The organism is Stenotrophomonas maltophilia (assembly GCF_900186865.1).
Taxonomy (GTDB): domain Bacteria; phylum Pseudomonadota; class Gammaproteobacteria; order Xanthomonadales; family Xanthomonadaceae; genus Stenotrophomonas; species Stenotrophomonas maltophilia.
The window spans coordinates 4549492-4567600 of the sequence record NZ_LT906480.1 but is presented as its reverse complement, the minus strand read 5'-3'; the positions used below and the strand labels follow the sequence as shown (position 1 = coordinate 4567600).

General features: G+C 66.2%; 17 protein-coding genes. 9 read left to right on the top strand and 8 right to left on the bottom strand.

Going from position 1 to position 18109, the window contains the following annotated elements:
• Positions 1–121 precede the first annotated feature (121 nt).
• On the top strand, positions 122–1048 hold the full coding sequence (locus CKW06_RS21525) for a DUF808 domain-containing protein (RefSeq protein ID WP_024957664.1): 927 nt from the start codon (positions 122–124) through the stop codon (positions 1046–1048).
• A 107-nt stretch (positions 1049–1155) separates the two neighbouring features.
• On the opposite strand, the gene CKW06_RS21520 is transcribed toward CKW06_RS21525, so the two are convergent.
• Positions 1156–2694, bottom strand: coding sequence for a GGDEF domain-containing protein (locus CKW06_RS21520; protein ID WP_005411356.1), 1539 nt, complete (start codon positions 2692–2694; stop codon positions 1156–1158).
• Positions 2695–2800: 106 nt separating this feature from the next.
• On the opposite strand from CKW06_RS21520, the gene CKW06_RS21515 reads away from it, so the two are divergent.
• The 3 genes from CKW06_RS21515 to CKW06_RS21505 all read left to right on the top strand — a co-directional run bounded on the left by CKW06_RS21515 (position 2801) and on the right by CKW06_RS21505 (position 4743).
• Positions 2801–3436, top strand: coding sequence for a Rossmann-fold NAD(P)-binding domain-containing protein (locus CKW06_RS21515; protein WP_032963976.1), 636 nt, complete (start codon positions 2801–2803; stop codon positions 3434–3436).
• The gene (locus tag CKW06_RS21510; protein ID WP_024957666.1) at positions 3436–4143 is read left to right on the top strand and encodes a helix-turn-helix transcriptional regulator; all 708 of its coding nucleotides are present in this window, start codon (positions 3436–3438) and stop codon (positions 4141–4143) included. Before CKW06_RS21515 ends, CKW06_RS21510 begins: the two co-directional genes overlap by 1 nt.
• Positions 4144–4356: 213 nt before the next feature.
• Positions 4357–4743 carry a VOC family protein gene (locus CKW06_RS21505; RefSeq protein WP_024957667.1) on the top strand — a complete coding sequence of 129 codons (387 nt, stop codon included), beginning with the start codon at positions 4357–4359 and terminating at the stop codon, positions 4741–4743.
• Positions 4744–4779: 36 nt separating this feature from the next.
• On the opposite strand, the gene CKW06_RS21500 is transcribed toward CKW06_RS21505, so the two are convergent.
• The 5 genes from CKW06_RS21500 to pdhA all read right to left on the bottom strand — a co-directional run bounded on the left by CKW06_RS21500 (position 4780) and on the right by pdhA (position 9891).
• On the bottom strand, positions 4780–5730 hold the full coding sequence (locus CKW06_RS21500) for a hypothetical protein (protein WP_024957668.1): 951 nt from the start codon (positions 5728–5730) through the stop codon (positions 4780–4782).
• A 269-nt stretch (positions 5731–5999) separates the two neighbouring features.
• On the bottom strand, positions 6000–7397 hold the full coding sequence (locus tag CKW06_RS21495; RefSeq protein WP_024957669.1) for a dihydrolipoamide acetyltransferase family protein: 1398 nt from the start codon (positions 7395–7397) through the stop codon (positions 6000–6002).
• Positions 7394–7747 (bottom strand): SH3 domain-containing protein, encoded by a 354-nt coding sequence (locus CKW06_RS21490; protein WP_005411349.1) that lies wholly within the window; start codon positions 7745–7747, stop codon positions 7394–7396. The genes CKW06_RS21495 and CKW06_RS21490 overlap by 4 nt, the downstream gene beginning before the upstream one ends.
• Position 7748: 1 nt before the next feature.
• A complete protein-coding gene (locus CKW06_RS21485) occupies positions 7749–8816 on the bottom strand; it encodes an alpha-ketoacid dehydrogenase subunit beta (protein ID WP_005419896.1) in 1068 nt (355 codons plus the stop codon).
• Positions 8809–9891, bottom strand: coding sequence for a pyruvate dehydrogenase (acetyl-transferring) E1 component subunit alpha (pdhA, locus tag CKW06_RS21480; RefSeq protein ID WP_005411347.1), 1083 nt, complete (start codon positions 9889–9891; stop codon positions 8809–8811). The genes CKW06_RS21485 and pdhA overlap by 8 nt, the downstream gene beginning before the upstream one ends.
• Before the next feature lie 335 nt (positions 9892–10226).
• Between pdhA and CKW06_RS21475 the strand changes: the two genes are divergently transcribed.
• From CKW06_RS21475 to CKW06_RS21460, 4 genes are all read left to right on the top strand, one after another.
• Positions 10227–11102 carry a tryptophan 2,3-dioxygenase gene (locus CKW06_RS21475; protein WP_005414712.1) on the top strand — a complete coding sequence of 292 codons (876 nt, stop codon included), beginning with the start codon at positions 10227–10229 and terminating at the stop codon, positions 11100–11102.
• A gap of 181 nt (positions 11103–11283) precedes the next feature.
• Entirely contained in the window at positions 11284–12783 is a 1500-nt protein-coding gene (locus tag CKW06_RS21470) for a peptide MFS transporter (RefSeq protein WP_014648688.1), read from the top strand.
• Between the two features lie 19 nt (positions 12784–12802).
• Positions 12803–13408, top strand: coding sequence for a thioredoxin family protein (locus CKW06_RS21465; RefSeq protein ID WP_024957670.1), 606 nt, complete (start codon positions 12803–12805; stop codon positions 13406–13408).
• A gap of 282 nt (positions 13409–13690) precedes the next feature.
• The gene (locus CKW06_RS21460) at positions 13691–14830 is read left to right on the top strand and encodes a hypothetical protein (RefSeq protein ID WP_005411343.1); all 1140 of its coding nucleotides are present in this window, start codon (positions 13691–13693) and stop codon (positions 14828–14830) included.
• Positions 14831–14861: 31 nt separating this feature from the next.
• Here the strand turns inward: CKW06_RS21460 and CKW06_RS21455 are convergent, their stop codons facing one another.
• Complete coding sequence (locus CKW06_RS21455; protein ID WP_024957671.1) at positions 14862–15917, bottom strand: PDDEXK nuclease domain-containing protein; 1056 nt, start codon at positions 15915–15917, stop codon at positions 14862–14864.
• Between the two features lie 374 nt (positions 15918–16291).
• Positions 16292–16849 carry a MarR family winged helix-turn-helix transcriptional regulator gene (locus CKW06_RS21450; RefSeq protein ID WP_005411341.1) on the bottom strand — a complete coding sequence of 186 codons (558 nt, stop codon included), beginning with the start codon at positions 16847–16849 and terminating at the stop codon, positions 16292–16294.
• Positions 16850–16915: 66 nt separating this feature from the next.
• On the opposite strand from CKW06_RS21450, the gene hppD reads away from it, so the two are divergent.
• Positions 16916–18028 (top strand): 4-hydroxyphenylpyruvate dioxygenase, encoded by a 1113-nt coding sequence (hppD, locus tag CKW06_RS21445; RefSeq protein WP_024957672.1) that lies wholly within the window; start codon positions 16916–16918, stop codon positions 18026–18028.
• Positions 18029–18109 lie beyond the last annotated feature (81 nt).

Here is an 18109-nt window from a genome sequence, read left to right as displayed (position 1 = left end):
GGCCGGCAATGTCCGGATTCCGCAGTGTCGCCGGGGGGCGGTGGGCACGCGGTGAATCCGTCCGCTTCCGCAGCTGCCCCGGTATCGGTCAGAATCCGCTCATTCCCTCTCTGGACTTCCCATGGCCGCTGCCAGCCTGTTTGCCCTGCTCGACGATATCGCCACCCTCCTCGACGATGTCTCGGTCCTGACCAAGGTCGCGGCGAAGAAAACCGCCGGCGTGCTGGGCGACGACCTGGCGCTGAACGCGCAGCAGGTCACCGGGGTCAACGCCAACCGCGAACTGCCGGTGGTGTGGGCGGTGGCCAAGGGCTCGCTGGTCAACAAGGTGATCCTGGTGCCGGCGGCACTGGCGATCAGCGCGCTGGAGGCCTGGTTGCACAGCCGCGGCTGGAACGTGCCGCTGATCGTGCCGCTGATGATGATCGGTGGTGCCTTCCTCTGTTTCGAAGGCGTGGAGAAGCTGGCGCACCGGTTCCTGCACTCAGCCGAGGACGACGCCGAGCATCAGGCCGAGCGGCGCAAGGCGCTGGCCGACGCGCAGGTGGACATGGTGGCGTGGGAGAAGGACAAGGTGAAAGGCGCGATCCGCACCGACTTCATCCTCTCGGCCGAGATCATCGTACTGACCCTGGGCGTGGTCGCCACCGCATCGTTCACCAACCAGCTGGTCACGCTGGCCGTGGTTGCACTGGCGATGACGGTCTTCGTCTATGGGCTGGTGGCGGGCATCGTGAAGCTTGATGACGTCGGCCTGTACCTGTCGCGCAAGGGTGGGGCCGTGGCCGCCTTCGGTCGCGGCCTGGTGGCTTCGGCACCGTGGCTGATGAAGTTCCTGTCGGTGGCCGGCACCATTGCCATGTTCCTGGTGGGCGGCGGCATCCTGGTGCACAACGTGCCGGCGCTGCACCACGCAGTACAGGCGATGGGCGGCGAGGGGCAGTGGGGCTGGCTGGTCAGCGCGGTGGGTAACATGGTGGTCGGCATCATCGCCGGCGCCATCGTGCTCGCGGCGGTGACCGGGTTCCAGAAGCTGCGCGGCAAGTAATCACCGGCGGGTCGCGAGGTAGAGGCCGACCTTGGTCGGCGCTTTGTTTCCTGCGCGTGCCAACCAAGGTTGGCACCTACCAAAGCGGTTCGCGACGGGCCGGACGGTCAGCCCGCCTGCACCCGGTTCTTGCCCTGTCGCTTGGCCGCATACAACGCGTCATCCGCACGGCGCAGCAGGGCCTCGGTATCGTCGCCCGGCTGCCATTGCGCCAGCCCGGCGCTGAAGTGCACCGGCACGCGCCGGTCCTGCACGGTCAGCACACGGTGCGCCAGTGAGCGTTGCAGGCGCTGCACGGTGGCCATGCTGTCGGCACCCTGGGTTTCCGGCAGCACCAGCACGAACTCGTCGCCACCCAGCCGTGCGATGCCGTCAGTGGCGCGCAGCAACAGCCTGCAAACGGCCACCAGGTGCTGCAGCAACGCATCGCCGCCGGCGTGGCCGTGCGCCTCGTTGGTCAGGTGGAAATCATCCAGGTCGATCACCGCCACGCCCAGCGGTGAGTTGTTGCGCGCAGCACGCGCCAGTTCACGCTGCAGCAGTTCGTCCAGGCCGCGGCGGTTCAGCGCCTGGGTCAGCGGATCGATGCGCGCCAGGTCACCGGCGGCACGCAGTTCCTGCTCCAGCTCGGCAATGCGCTGTTCGGCGCGTTCCACTTCCTGCCGCGCATTGGCCAGGTGATCGCGGGCCTGCGCGGCCTGCTGCTGTACCTTGCCGGTGTCGCGCATCACGTCCTGCAGCAGCTGGTTGAGGTCGGCGATGCTACGCGCCTCGCGCAGCTGCAGTGCGTAGCTGCCGATGCGGTCGTGGTATTCGCCGGTGCTGGTGGCCATGCCATCCATGCGCTCGATGAACTCGCCCATCAACCCGCGCATCGCCGCCTTCGAATCGTCGATGCCCTGGCGCAGCAGGCCCTGCTTGTAGATCACTTCGCGCAGTTCGGCACGGGTGCGCTCGACTGCCTCGGCTTCCAGCGGCCCGTCCAGCAGCTGGCGCACCGCCGCGATCTGGCCCTGCAGCCAGCTGCGGTCGTCCAGCAGCTCGCTCACGTTTTCCAACAGCAGCGCGAACAGTTCCAGCAGCAGCGCCTGCTGCTCCTGCCAGCTCTCGGCACGCACGCCGACCTGGTGCCCGAGTTCGCGCACGCCCTGTTCGATCGGCTCCAGTGCGGTACCCGGCTGCCACTGGCGCAGGCGCGTGGCCAGCGCCTGCGCTTGTTCGCGCAGATCCGGGTCGTGCTGCAGCAGGGCCACCACGGCGCCACCCAGCAGCAGCCGCAGCTGCTCGGACAGGCGCAGGCTTTCCGGCTGTCCGTCCGGCGAATGCTGTTCGATGGTGCGGATGTACTTGTCGATCAGCTGCCGCATCGCGCGCCCGTAGCGCGGCCAATCGGCACTGGCCTGCGCCGACTGCAGGCGGTCGCCCATGTCACCCAGTTCGCCGGGCAGGGTGGCCATGCCGTTGGCGAAGGCGGCCAGCAGCGGTTCCGGCGCGTCGGCGCCGGCGAACAGCTGCTGCAGTGCCACGCCACCACCGCCCTGCAGTACCACGCGGTCGCCCAGCCCATCGTCCACCACCGCGCGCACGCGTGCCGGCGGCCCAAGGGCGGTACCGGGGGCAGGGCGGTGGTCGGGCTGGTCCGTCATGGAGCGAATCCTGGGGGCTGGCAGGGACTGGTTCCAGCATATCGGCGCGGCCGCCGACGGCTTGAACGGCTAGGATGGGCGACAGGATGCCGCAGTGGAGGTGGTGATGCGCGTGATGTTGCTGGGGGCGACCGGCCTGGTCGGCGGGCTGGCCCTGCCCCGCCTGCTGGACGACCCGCGCTGCAGTGGCGTGGTGGCGCCCACCCGCCGCCCGTTGGGCATGACCCACGGGAAGCTGGAGAACCCGGTGCTGGCCTTCGACGCGTTGCCCACTTCGCCAGCATGGGCGCGCGTGGACGCGGTCATCTGCGCGCTCGGCAGCACCATTGCCCAGGCCGGCAGCCGCGAGGCTTTCCACCGCATCGATCATGACTACCCGTTGGCCTTCGCCCGCCTGGCGCAGGCACAGGGTGCACAGACTTATGTGCTGAATTCCGCGGCCGGCGCCAATCCACAGTCGTCGATCTTCTACAGCCGGGTGAAGGGCGAATTGGAACGTGACCTTCGTGCGCTGGGCTTCCATTCATTGACCCTGGTCCGCCCAGGGCTGATCGGGGGCGAGCGCAACGAGGTGCGTCGTGGCGAGCGCCTGGCGCTGACGGTGCTCGGTGCTTTGGGGCCGATGTTGCCACGGGCGTGGCGGATCAACCCGGCCAGCGAAATCGCCAAGGCTCTGGTCGAGGCCGCGCTGGCCCCGCAACCGGGTGAGCACGTGGTGGCATCGAGCGCACTGGTCGGCTGATGTCACGTGCGCTGCGCCTGACCCAGTTGCTGCAGCTGCTGCGCCGTCATCGACGGCCAGTGGCCGGGCAGGCGCTGGCCGAAACGCTGGGCATCAGCCTGCGCACGCTGTACCGCGATATCGAGACCCTGCGTGAGCAGGGCGCTGACCTGCGTGGCGAGGCCGGCGTTGGCTACCAGCTGGCGCCGAGCGACACCCTGCCACCGATGACCCTGCCACCGGCCGAGATCGACGCGCTGGTGCTGGGCCTGCGCTGGGTTGCGGCCCGTACCGAACCCGCGTTGGCCGAAGCCGCACGCGATGCCCTGGCGCGTATCGCGCATGTGTTGCCCGCAGCGCGGCGCGAGGCCTTGCGTGACAGTGGCCTGCGGGTGGGCCCTTCGCGTGCGGCGGCCAAGGTTCCCCCAGCTCGTCTGCAGGCCGTGCGAGAGGCTGTCGGTTCACAGCAGCGCCTGAAGTTCGGCTACGAGGACGCGCACGGCCAGCGCAGCGAGCGCATCGTCTGGCCGTTCGCGCTGGGCTACTTCGATGAGGTGCCGATGCTGGCGGCGTGGTGCGAGCGCCGCGAGGATTTCCGGCATTTCAGGCTGGACCGCATCCGTCAGGTGCGCGTGCTGGAGAATCACTACCTCGTGCCACGCGCCACCCTGCTGCGACGCTGGCAGAAGGCGCAGGGCATCGCGCCGGACTGGCTGGACCGTTCATAACAGAGCAACAGCCGGGAGCGGGGGTAGAGTCGACTGTTAGTCGACTATCGCGCGCAGCGCGGGGTTTAGGCAGGTTGAGGGAAGAGCAGTCGACTAACAGTCGACTCTACCAACAGTCGACTAACAGTCGACTCTACCAACAGTCGACTCTACTGACAGAATCTGTCAGCAGGCTCGTTCCACCATGATTGCTCCCAACAACGGAGCTTCCCCATGTTCACGCCCAGCACTCTGCTGCAGTACGTGCGCGACGTCGCCACCAGCGCCACCTTCTACAGCGGCATCCTCGGCAAACCGCCGGTCGAGCAGTCGCCCGGCTTCGCCCTGTTCCTGCTCGGCGATGGGGCCGCACTCGGCCTGTGGCAACGCGACGACGTGCAGCCTCCGGTGTCCGCGCAAGCAGGCGCCGCCGAACTGGCAATGGTGGTGGCCAACCCCGACGCCGTGCAGCAGATGCACGATGCGTGGCGCGCTCTTGGTGTGGAGATCCTGCAGGCGCCGGTGACGCTGGAGTTCGGCCATACCTTTGTCGGGGCAGATCCTGATGGCCACCGTCTGCGCGTCTACAGCCGTGCCGAGGGCTTGGTCGCACGCGATTGATTCAGGGAGGGAGCCGGCACGTGCCGGCTCCTGGAACTACCCTTGCTTCTGCGCTGCTTCGATGACGATTGAAAATGTCTCGTCGTCTTCCGAATTCCATGCAATGGCCAGCTGGGCCAGTTCTCCGACCACATCGCGCTCGGGGTGGCACCGCCTGAGCTCCTTGATGAACTGCCGGACCTGACGTGGCGTCAATTCACAACCTGGATAATTGAAGAGATTGAGCGCGGCATCTGAAGAGACGTCCAAGAGGTCAGGCGCGAGGATGGAATACGCTTTGATGTAGCGGGAGAGCGGAATATCCGACAGGAAGTTCTCCGCTGCACACATGATCGACGCGTCATGTGGCGGGTTCCGAAGGAACTCCCTCATGACCGCCAGGACGACTTCTACTGATGCTGGTGTCGTCAGAGCCCTGTAGAAGTGGTCGGCGTATGCCCAGCAACCTTCGTGAGTGACCGCAGCATCCGATAGCGTTGCCAGCGTCGTGATCCAGACGTCAGCGTCCAGCGGCGTAGACGGTTTGGCATGTCCTTGTTGATCGGCATTGGGGATGACCGCGCGGACGATTGGCTCGCCGTTGCGCCATGACCGCAGACGGGAGTCGATAATTGCGTACACCTGCTCCTGTTTGTCCCACATGGCGTCCGGCGAAGGCATGGCGTCTTGGGGGAACAACGAGAAGAAGTCCGAAAAGTAGGGACCGGCCATGCAGAAGTAGCGAACGGTGAACTCCAGCAATTCCGGGTCGAACGCAGCACCGGGGATTTCGTCCTGGAAGGCAGCTTCGATGCATGCCAGGGTGTCTGTCGGCGAGGGGGCGGCTGCCACCGTAGAGCCGACTGATGCGTCAAGGAGAGCGTGATTTCGGGCGAGCCAGCGCAGGAAGATGATGCCAAGGACCCAGTTCGTGTCTGACGGATCCTCATCCCTCGTCAACCGTAGGAAGAATGGAGAGGCGCGGAAAAAATCATTGCCCGCCTTCATGAATTCTTCGAGTGTGGGTGGTGTCTCAATCACGGAAGTTCGACGTCTGCAGAGAGGCTCAATGCTATCGAGCTGCTATTGGGAATCCATTCAACTATTCTCAAAATGCTCCGTTGCGCTTTCGACCGACGGTCGGAGAGCCCAGTGGATCCACGCCATGCGTGGATGGAGCGCGACGGAGCAGGCACAAAAAAACGCCGGGCAATGCCCGGCGTTTTCTCCAAGTCATGTGCCAACCAACGGTTGGCACCTACCGGTCAGGTGGCCGATCAGCTGGCCAGCGCCAGGTCGTCCATCATTGCGCGCAGGAAGCGCGCCGCTTCGCCGCCGGTGGCCGCGCGGTGGTCGAAGGTGACCGACAGCGGGATCACCTTGTGCGCTTCCACGCCGCCCATCACCGGGGTCATCTGGTGGCGGGCACGGCCGGCACCGACGATGGCCACGCACGGCGGCACCACGACCGGGGTCGCGTAGCGGCCGGCGAACATGCCGAAGTTGGACAGCGAGATGGTGTAGCCGCTCAGTTCCGAGGCGGCGATCGAACGCGATTCCACCTGCTCGCGCAGGCGGTTGACGCCTTCGCGGATGCCACGTGCATCCAGCATGTCGGCATTGCGCAGGGCCGGCACGAACAGGCCGTCGTCGGTGTCCACGGCGATGCCGATGTCCACCTGTGCGTGCAGGGTGCGGGTCAGCGCTTCACCGTCGAACCAGGCGTTCATCGCCGGCACCTTCTGCGCGGCGACCACGATCGAACGCACCAGGCGCGCGGTGACGTCGTTGCCCGGCAGCCAGGCGTGGATGTCGGCGTCGTCGTTCAGCGTGGTCGGCACCACCTTGCTGTGCGCATCGGCCATCACGCGTGCCATGTTGCGGCGCACGCCCTTCAGCGGTTCCGGCTGGCCCTTGGCGACCACGCCCGGCGGCTGGGTACGCATCGGCTTGCCGGCGGCGGACAGCGGGGTGCGGGCTTCGCTCTGCACCGGGGCAGACACCTGCGCCGGGGCCGGCGCGGCATAGGCAGCAGCGGCAACCGGTGCCGGAGCAGCGCCGAGCTTGGCGGTGCCGTTGGCGGCGGCCTGCTTGACGTCGGCCATGGTGACCGCGCCATCGGTGCCGGTAGCGGCCACGCGGCTCAGGTCCACGCCCAGCTTGCGCGCCATCGCACGCACGGCCGGCACGGCCTTGACGCCACCGACGGCCAGCGCCTGCTCGGCGTGCACGGCGTTGGAGCTCTGCATGGCGCCGACCACGGTGCCGGCATCATCGCGCTCGGCAGCGGCGGGCTTGGCTTCTTCTGCGGCCACCGGTGCGGCAGCAGTGGGAAGCGGCGGCGGGGTCGGTGCGGCAGCCGGCGCGGCCGGTGCGGCATGACCATGGCTGTGGCCGGTGTCCTGGCCATCGGCACGCTGCGGCAGGTTCGGGTCCAGTTCGAAGCTGGCCAGCACCGAGCCGGTCGGGATGATGTCGCCGGCACCGCCGGACAGCTTCAGCACCTTGCCGGAGAACGGCGAGGGCACTTCCACCACGGCCTTGGCGGTCTCCATCGAGACCAGCGGCTCGTCCAGCTTGATCACATCGCCTTCCTTGACGAACCACTCGACGATGGTCGCGTCCGGCAGGCCTTCGCCCAGGTCGGGCAGGTTGAAGTTCTTGGTCTGGCTCATTTGCAGTTCTCTTCCAGCAGTTCCAGTTCGCGGGCCGGCAGCCAACCCGTCGCGCCATTGGCGCGCTCGGACCACCACCACCCGCCGTGTTCGTGATGAAGCTTCACCATCTCGCCGCTTTCCACATCCAGCTCGCGGGCGTCGTAGTCGCACAGCGCTTCGGCGCGACCCTCGTCCAGCAGCTGCAACCAGGCGATGGGCGCCCATCCAGCGCGCCCATCGTTGGTGCGTACCCAGGCAAACGCCGGCCATTCCTCGTCACGGACACCTACTTCGACGATCTGGCCGGTGTGGAACCGGAGCGGGTTGGGATACTGGCTGCGGTAAGCCCCCAGAAGGCGGGCCCGCATGTCAGCCGGCCGCCACCGCGCGCTTGGCCGCAGCCACGATCCGCTCAACGCTCGGCAGGTACTTCATTTCCAGGCGGAACAGCGGAATGTGGGTGTCGTAGCCAGTGACGCGCTCGACCGGGGCCAGCAGGTCGTAGATCGATTCCTCGGCCAGGCGCGCGGCGATCTCGGCGCCGAAGCCCGCGGTCTTCGGGGCCTCCTGCACGATCACGCAGCGGCCGGTCTTGGCCACCGATTCGGCGATGGTGGCGAAGTCCAGCGGACGCAGCGTGGCCACGTCGATGACTTCGGCACTGATGCCTTCGCCGGCCAGCTTGTCGGCCGCTTCCAGCGCTTCCTTCACCTGTGCGCCCCAGGTCACCAGGGTCACGTCGGTGCCGTCGCGCAGCACGAAGCAGACGTCCAGCGGCAAGGCTTCGCCGTCGTTGACGACCACTTCCTTGTACTGGCGGTAGATGCGCTTGGGCTCCATGTAGATCACCGGATCCGGCTCGCGGATCGCGGCCAGCAGCAGGCCGTAGGCACGCTGCGGCGACGACGGCAGCACCACGCGCAGGCCCGGCACGTTGGTGAAGATCGCCTCGTTGGCTTCGCTGTGGTGTTCCGGCGCGCGGATGCCACCGCCCCACGGCACGCGCAGCACCATCGGGCAGTGCAGGCGGCCACGCGTGCGGTAACGCAGGCGTGCGGCGTGGCAGACGATATGGTCGACCATCGGGTACATGAAGCCGTCGAACTGGGCTTCGGCCACCGGCTTCATGCCCTGCGCGGCAAGACCAATCGTCAGGCCGGCGATGGTGGTTTCATCCAGCGGGGTGTCGAGGATGCGGTCCGAACCGAAGCGCTGCTGCAGACCGGCAGTGGCGCGGAACACGCCGCCGTTGACGCCCACGTCTTCGCCCAGCACCAGCACCGACGGGTCGTGTTCCAGCTCCCAGGCCAGCGCCTGGGTGATGGCTTCGATGAGGGTGATCGGGGTGGTGGTCATGCTGTCATCTCCGCGCGCGACAGCAGCGCTGTCGGCGGCGTTGGTGTGCGCGCCGGGCGCGCCGTTCTTGATCTCATCCATGGCGCTTCTCCAGGGCGATCGCCTGGGCACGCTGGGCCAGCAGGTCCGGCGGCGGATCGGCATACAGGAAGTCGAACATCGCCTCGACCGGCTGCACCGGCGTGTTGAGGTACAGGTTCACTTCCTCGTCCACGCGCGTGCCGCACTCGGCGACCCAGGCGGTTTCCTCTTCTTCGCTCCACACACCGGCGTTGATCAGGTACTTGCGCAGGCGCAGCATCGGCTCGCGCTGCCAGGCATCCTTCACTTCGGCGTCGTCGCGGTAGCGGCGCGCGTCATCGGCGGTGGTGTGGTCGGACAGGCGGTAGGTCATCAGTTCCAGCACGGTGCCGCCGTCGCCGGCCAGCGCACGTTCGCGCGCCTGCTCCATGGCCGCCAGCACCGCGATCAGGTCGTTGCCGTCCACCTGCAGGCAGTGCAGGCCACCGGCCAGGCCCTTCTGCGCCAGTGTTTCGGCACCGGTCTGGGCCGAACGCGGAACCGAGATGGCCCAACCGTTGTTGACGATGCACAGGATCAGCGGGAGCTTGTAGGCGCCGGCCGAATTCAGTGCTGCGTAGAAGTCGGTCTTGGAGCTGCCGCCGTCGCCGCACACCGCCACCGCGATCTGCGGTTCCTTGTTGAGCTTGAACTTCAGCGCGGCGCCTGCGGCATGTAGGCACTGGGTGGAGATCGGCACGCAGAACGGGAAGTCCTTGGCCGCGTTGCCGCCGTAATCGTTGCCGCGTTCGTCGCCGCCCCAGTACATCAGCACGTCGTGCGGGCGCACGCCACGCATGAACATCGCGCCATACTCGCGGTACGAAGGCGCGAACACGTCGTCCTTCTGCATCGCCGCGCCGATACCCACGTGTGCGGCTTCGTGGCCCAGGCAGGCGGCATAGGTGCCGAGCTTGCCGGTGCGCTGCAGTGCGATGGATTTGCTGTCGAACGTACGTACGAACAGCATCTGCTTGAACAGCGGTACCAGGACCTTGGGGTCGCGCAGCGACGCGGGCAGGTCATCGCGGACGAGTTTGCCGTCCGTGTCCAGGTACTGCAGGTATTCGATCTTGAATTCAGCGGCAACCGTCATTGCGTACTGCACCTTCGACAGAGAAGTTACAAATGATATGAATCGCCATGTTAAGGAACGCGTACGGAATAGCCTTCCTGCGCCGCAACACGGTAACGCCCTGTTTTACCCCTGCCGGCGGGTGGGGGGCCAATAACAACAACGTATTCAGTCGTTGCTGCAAAGCATCAGAATACGCCTCTGGCTGACCGCCAGTACAACGGCCTGGACGGTTCCACGCGCAGGCCTGGGATCGGCCGATGCTCCACGGCCAACCGCACGCCCCGGTATGGACCCGGCGGCTGCCAGCGCGGCGGCAACGCGCTACCCTTGCCGCCCCCGATCTGGTCCCGCCCATGTCCGTCGACAACAACCAACGCGATCTCGAAGCCGGCATCCACACCGACCTGCAGGGACGCCTCACCTACGGCGGCTACCTGCGGCTGGACCAGCTGCTCAGCGCGCAGCAGCCGCTGTCCAGCCCGCCGCACCATGACGAGATGCTCTTCATCATCCAGCACCAGACCTCGGAGCTGTGGCTGAAGCTGCTGGGCCATGAGCTGCGTGCCGCAATCGGCTTCCTGCAGCGCGATGAAGTCTGGCAGTGCCGCAAGGTGCTGGCGCGCAGCAAGCAGGTGCTGCGCCAGCTGACCGAGCAGTGGTCGGTGCTGGAAACACTGACCCCTTCCGAATACATGGGCTTCCGCGACGTGCTGGGCCCGTCGTCGGGCTTCCAGTCGCTGCAGTACCGCTACATCGAGTTCCTGCTGGGCAACAAGAACGCGCAGATGCTGCAGGTGTTCGAGCACGACCCGGCCGGGCAGGCGCAGCTGCGCACCGTGCTGGAGGCGCCCAGTCTGTACGAGGAATTCCTGAAGTACCTGGCCCGCTTCGGCCATGCCGTGCCGGCGGTCTACGAGGCCCACGACTGGACCCAGCCGCACGTAGCCGACGACGCCCTGCAGCCGGTCTTCGAACGCATCTACCAGGACACCGACCGCTACTGGCGCGAGTACGCGCTGTGCGAGGACCTGGTGGACCTGGAGACCGCCTTCCAGCTGTGGCGCTTCCGCCACATGCGCACGGTGATGCGGGTGATCGGCTTCAAGCGCGGCACCGGTGGCTCGTCCGGCGTGGGCTTCCTGGCCAAGGCACTGGAGCTGACCTTCTTCCCCGAGCTGTTCCAGGTGCGCACCAGCCTGCAGGCCGCGCCCCCGGCCGAACAGGCCTGATCCGTATTCAGCTTGGATCGCGGCCGGCGGCTGGATCGTTTCAGATGCAAGTTCAGCGAGCAGGCTGGCACCTGCCTCAAACGGCGTGTATTTGACGTGAACGCCAGAAGTCGGTGATCCTCGCGCGTTGCTCCAACTGCACAGCGGACGTGCTCGTCATCCACCGAACCAGGAAATCCGCATGAGCGTAAACGCCACTGCGAACACCCCAGAGCCGGCGCTGCCGGACTTCAAGACCACGCTGGGCCACCCGCGCCCGTTGTGGATGCTGTTCATGACCGAGTTCTGGGAACGCTTTGCGTTCTACGGCATCCGCTGGGCCTTGGTGCTGTACATCGTCGCCCAGTTCTACAACGGCAGCGCTGCCGGTGAAGGCGACGCCAGCCGCATCTACGGCGCCTACCTGGCCCTGGTGTACGCCGCGGCGATCTTCGGTGGCTACGTGGCCGACCGGGTACTGGGCTACCAGCGCTCGATCCTGACCGGCGCGATCATCATGGCCGCCGGCCTGTTCATGATCTCGCTGCCACAGGAGCACATCTTCAAGCTCGGCCTGGCCACGATCATCGTCGGCAACGGCCTGTTCAAGCCCAACATCTCGACCATGGTCGGCAAGCTGTACGGGCTGAAGGACGAGCGCCGCGATTCGGGCTTCACCATCTTCTACATGGGCATCAACATCGGCGCGATGATCGCCCCGGTGCTGACCGAGTACCTGGCCCGCAAGGTGTTCGGTACCGACGCGATGCCGTCCTACAAGGTCGTGTTCATCGCCTCGGGCGTGGGCATGCTGATCTCGCTGGTGTGGTTCTACATCGGTCGTGCCGGCCTGAAGGGCATCGGTGCACCGCCGGCCGGCGCTGAAGGTTTCGGCCGCATCATCATGGTGCTGGCCGGTGCCGTGGTCGCCATCCCGGTCGCGTACTTCCTGCTGGCCACCGGCGCCACCGCGCTGGCCTGGATCCTGGGTGCGATGTTCACCGCGCTGGCCATCCTGCTGCTGGTCGAGGGCGTCCGCGAAGGCAAGGTGCAGCGCGACCGCGTGATCGCCATGCTGATCATCTTCGCCTTCAACGTGATGTTCTGGATGTTCTTCGAACAGGCCGGCAGCTCGTTCACCTTCCTGGCCGAGAACATCGTCAACCGCCAGTTCGGTGACTGGACCTTCCCGACCGCGTGGTTCCAGTCGGTCAACTCGGTGGCGATCATCACCCTGGCCCCGGTGATCGCCTGGATCTGGGTGGCCATGGGCCGCGCCAATCCGTCCATCCCGCGCAAGTTCGGCCTGGGCCTGCTGTTCAATGGCGCCGCCTTCGCGCTGCTGATGTTCGCCCTGTCGCAGATGGTCGTGGACGGCAAGATCCCGTTCTGGACCCTGTTCATGGTCTACGTCATCCAGTCGGTGGGTGAGCTGTGCCTGTCGCCGATCGGCCTGTCGATGGTGACCAAGCTGGCCCCGGTGCGCCTGGTCGGCTTCGGCATGGGCGGCTGGTTCCTGTCCACTGGCATCGGCAACAACCTGTCGGGCATCTTCGCTGGCGTGGTCAGTGGTGAAGGCGGCATGACGGTCGAGTCGGCCCTGAAGGGGTATACCTTCGGGTTCTGGGCCCTGATCGGCTCCGGCGTGGTGCTGTTCCTGATCGCCCCGCTGATCAACAAGCTGATGCACGGCGTCAAGTAATGATGGGAGGGTAGAAGGCATGCGTAGCAAGCTCGGTACTGCGGTAGTGGTGGTCTGTGCGGCGCTGATCGGCGCCTGTTCCCAACCGCAACCGCCTGCCACCGCCGAGCCCACGCAGCCCCTGGATACCCGACCCACCGAGCCACCGGTCGCTGACCCCAGCGAACCGGTGGCCTCGGGCAACACCCCGGTGGCGGCAGACATCGCCGCCATCGCCGGGCTCGGTGCGCAGTTCGACCCGGCCCGCAACCCCGCCGATGATCTGGCCACCGCCAAGGTGGAAGCCCAGCGGGGCAAGAAGCGCATCCTGCTGGAGGTCGGCAACGCCGCCTGCGAGCGCTGCCGGGCGCTGGACGACGTCGTGGAAGGCAACGGCGACCTGCGTCGCTTCCGCGATGCCCACTACGTGTGGGTGAAGGTCAACGCCAGCGACGAGCAGCCCAACACCGCCTTCTTCGCCCAGTTCCCGGTGATGGAGCGCGACTACCCGCACCTGCTGGTGCTCGATGCCGATGGCGGACTGCTGGTGTCGCAGGCCACCGGCGAACTGCGCAGGGGCGAAGCCTTCCAGCCGGCACGGGTGAGCGCGTTCCTGAAACAATGGGCACCTGACAAAACGGAATAGGGGTAGTGCCGGCCGCTGGCCGGCAGGGGGGGGGCGACCGCTGACCGCCATCCCGGGTGGGTGCCGACCGCTGACCGCCAACCCCGGTGGGTGCCGACCGTTGACGGCCATCTCCGGTGGGTGCCGACCGTTGGTCGGCACAGAAGTGCATCCACGCATGGCATGGATCTACTGTGGTTGCGGTCACATTCCCGGAATCGGCATCTCAATATCGCAACGCGCTCGCCGTTACCGGCAAGGACCTCAGTCGACATCCCGTCGATGCAACCTTCCGGAACGCCCATGCACAGCGACCACGCCGAACGACTGCCCGAACCCGCCAGTGAGTTGGCCGAGGGTGGAGCAGGCGAGGGCGTAACCTTGCCGCCGCAGGAGGCGCTGCTGGATGACACCGGAACCGGCGAGGCCACCGTCGACCTGGCACCGCCGCGCCATCGCCTGCCGCAGATCGCGCTGCCCGACAACGTGGTGCTGAAGGGGGCGGTGCAGAAGCTGGTCGAGCAGAAGTCCCGGCTTGATGCGCTGGCCGCCGATGGCCAGCTGGCCGGGCTGCTGCCACCGGAGTGGCAGGGGCACGGCGTGCGTGCGATAGAGCTGTCCACCTTCATCCAGGGCGTGCTGCCGTTCCTGCAACCCGGCGAACGTGGCGAAACCGCTCCCGCGCGCCTGCCGGTGCGCCATGTGCTGGGAGACGACAGCCGCTGGGGCCTGGACGATGTCGCCGAGCCGAAGTCGCTGGCCTGGTACCTGGCCAGCGACGAACGCGCCACCGCTGGCAGCAAGGACGTGGCCGAGGCCTATCTAGTGGGGGCGCTGGGACTGGCGTGGATGCAGGAAGGGCGCAGCCGCCCCGGCTTCCTGCGCGCGATGGGGCAGGACAGCCTGGCCGCGCGGGTGACCATGCTCGGCTACCCGCCGGCCAACGAACTGGCGCTGTACAGCGTCACCGCGCATGGGCAGCAACAGATCTGGTGCGTGCATGGCCGCCGTCGCATGCGCCCGCTGGTGGCGCCGTGGCTGAGCGTGCCGGTGCTGACCGCGTATGGCGTGCCGGCGCCGGTCGCGTGGCCGTCCAGTTTCCCGCCGGTGGAGGCCGTGGCCGAGCTGCTGGCGACCGCACGGCAGGGGCGCGCGCTGCCGGAAGTGGACCTGGCCAAGGCGGTGGCGAAGATCGCCGAGGACGCCGCCTCGGAAGCCTGGCAACCGGTCAGCCTGCTGCAGCTCAATACCTGGTCACCGCGTTGGCATTTCTTCCTGGGCACCTTCGTCGGCCTGCCGTCGCTGCTGCTGGTGGCGGCAGCGCTGGCGCTGCCGGGGGCGGTCGAAGCAGCCACGGTTGCGGCTTCCCTCGGCTTCGCCGGTGGTGCCATCGCGGCGCTCGCGGTGCCGTGGATCCATGCACGGCGCAAGCATCTGAGCTGAAGCATGAACGCCATCCGCGCGTGGCGTAGATCTACGGGAGGCCGGGCGCCGCGGTCTGCAGCTGCTGCCGCGCCCGCTCCATGGCAGTCTGCAATCTTTGCTTGAGGACCTCACGGGAGGGCAGCGAGGTCAGGTACTCCGCAACATGGATGCCTGAGCGGTCCAGCTCCAGCAATTCAATCTGGCCCGCCTTCTTCCCTGTGCAGAGGATGATGCCCAACGGCGTCTGCTCGCCGTCCTCACGTTCGTACCGGTCCAGCCAGCGCAGATAGAGTTCCATCTGTCCCTTGTAGGCCGGCTTGAACTCGCCGATCTTCAACTCGATGGCAATTAGTCTGCGCAGGCGCCGGTTGTAGAACAGCAGGTCCAGGTGGAAGTCATCGCCGTCGATCTGGATGCGCTTCTGGCGGGCGACGAAACTGAAGCCCGTGCCAAGTTCAAGCAGGAAGCCCTGCATCTCGCGAAGGATCGCGGTTTCAAGGTCCTGCTCGTCCCAGCTGTCCTTGAGGCCAAGAAAGTCCAGTACGTAGGGATCACGCAGTACCAGCCCTGGAGACAGCTGCTGGTTGCCGCGCAGTGCCGCCAACTCTTCGGCGATGGTCTGCTCTGGCTGACTGGAGAGTGCCGTGCGCTCATACAGCATCGAATCGACGCGCTGGCGCAGCGTACGTACACTCCAGCCCTCGGTGGCGGCCATCTGTGCATAGAAGTCGCGCTTGAGTGGGTCCGCCAGTGGGATCAGCGCGATGAAATGGGTCCAGCTCAATTGTCGTATCAGCGATACGACAATCTGCTCGTCTGCAAATGCGATGGAGAACTGCACCATCCGGCGCAGGCTCTTCTCACCGAAGGATGTGCCGAACTCGGCAGACAGCGCCTTGGCGATCCGGGTGAAGAGAACCTCGCCGTAACGCGCACGCTGCCCCGCCATCTGGTCAACATGGATGCGACGACCGATTCGCCAGTACAGCAGCGTCAACTCGGCGTTGATGGACCTGTGCATCCTGCTGCGCGCTGCGCAGATCAGCTCTCTGAGATCGGCCAGCAATTCCTGGCCATGCGGCGACGTTGAACGCGAGTCATCCATGAGGGAGCCCGTTCGATGTGGATGGCCGGGCTGTACCCGTTGAACGTGTACCGTCCGGCCGCACACGTGAGCAGTCCAATAGGAGAATTCACTGGATCAGCCCGTTTCGATACACCAGCCTGGCGGAAACGGGCCGTATCGGGCCAATGCGGAAATGCCGCTGGGCGAGGGCGACACTTCAGGGCGGGATCTGCGGAAGGTGAATGCGTCCGATGGCATCGTTTGCGGTCGGTCCGCAGTCCGCCAAAGAGCGGGTCCCGTCAGATCAAAGGGAGTGGACGACAATCGCCCAGCCACTGTTCCGCTACCGGCCGGGGTCGGCACCCGCGACTTGGGGCCCAAAACGACTTAATCCCCTCCGTCCCCTTTTTCTTTCAGACCCCTTCGCCCATCCGTTCCAGGCCTTCGCCGGCCAGGCGCAGGATCAGCTTCTCCAGCACCTGCTCTTCCTCTTCGCTCAGCACCGACATCAGCTTGCGGGTGATCTCGATCACCATCGGCGCGATGGTCTCGTACACCTCGAAGCCGGCTGCCGACAGCGCCAGCACCGAGCGGCGGCGGTCGTCGCCGTGGGTCTCGCGCTTGATGAAGCCGCGCTCCAGCAGGCGGGCCACGGCACGGCTGACCGCCACCTTGTCCATCGCCGTGCGGTCGGAGACCTCGCTGGCCGACGAGCCCGGGTACAGCGCCAGGATGGTGATCACCCGCCATTCGGGAATCGCCAGACCGTAACGATCGCCGTATAGCTTGGCGATGTTGCCGCTGACCCGGTTGGACAGCACGCTCAGCCGGTACGGCAGGAACTGTTCCAGGTCGAGCAGGACGTGCGAGGAACGCAGGCGGGTCGAAACGGGATCGGCGGGGCTCATGTTGCGGTGCACCTTGCTGGTGGTTTCAAGTGTAACTATAAGGGGTAGGTCCAGACCCTGCATTCTCGCCGGGTCCCTACCTGCCCGCACCTGGTTTGTACCGATGCGGTACCGATTCGGAGCCACGCCATGAATACCGCAGTCCCGACCGCCTCGCATCCCAACCCCGGCATGCAGGTCACCACCTTCGAGAACCCGATGGGCATCGACGGCTTCGAGTTCGTCGAATTCGCCGCCCCGGCCGGCCGTGGCCAGGAGCTGCACGAGTACTTCCGGAAGATGGGCTTCAGCGCGGTGCTCAAGCACAAGCAGCGTCCGATTACCGTCTATCGCCAGGGCGACGTCAACTTCCTGGTCAATGAGGACCCCGATTCGTTCGCCGCCGACTTCGCCGGGAAGCACGGTCCGTGCGCCTGCGGCTTCGCCATCCGCTTCAAGAAGCCGGGCCAGGAGGTCTACCAGACCGCGCTGGGCAACGGCGCCGAAGCCATCGCCTTCAAGCCGGACAGCAAGGCGGTCAGCGCGCCGGTCATCAAGGGCATCGGCGACTGCATGCTGTACCTGGTCGATCGCTACGGCAGCGCCGGCAGCATCTATGACGGCGACTACGAGCCGATCGCCGGTGCCGACCTGCACCCGGTGGGCTTCGGCCTGACCTTCATCGACCACCTGACCCACAACCTGTATTTCGGCAACATGCAGCAGTGGTCGGACTACTACGAGCGCCTGTTCAACTTCCGCGAGATCCGCTACTTCGACATCAAGGGCCTGAAGACCGGCCTGGTGTCCAAGGCGATGACCGCGCCGGATGGCATCGTGCGCATCCCGCTGAACGAATCGTCCGACCCGAAGAGCCAGATCAACGAATACCTGGACGCGTACAAGGGCGAGGGCATCCAGCACATCGCCTGCTTCACCGAGAACATCTACGAGACCGTCGAAGCGATGCGCGCGCAGGGCGTGGACTTCCTCGATACGCCGGAGACCTACTTCGACGTGATCGACCAGCGCGTGCCGAACCACGGTGAAGACGTGCCGCGCCTGGCGAAGAACAAGATCCTGATCGATGCCGATCCGGAAACCCACCAGCGCAAGCTGCTGCAGATCTTCACCCAGAACTGCATCGGCCCGATCTTCTTCGAGATCATCCAGCGCAAGGGCAACGAAGGCTTCGGCGAAGGCAACTTCACCGCACTGTTCGAGAGCATCGAGCGCGACCAGATCCGCCGCGGCGTGCTGTAAGGTCTGCAGGCAATGTCGGCGTCCCGCCGGCATTGCCTGTCCGAATGGTCGTGCCGGCCGCTGGCCGGCAATCTCTGGAGT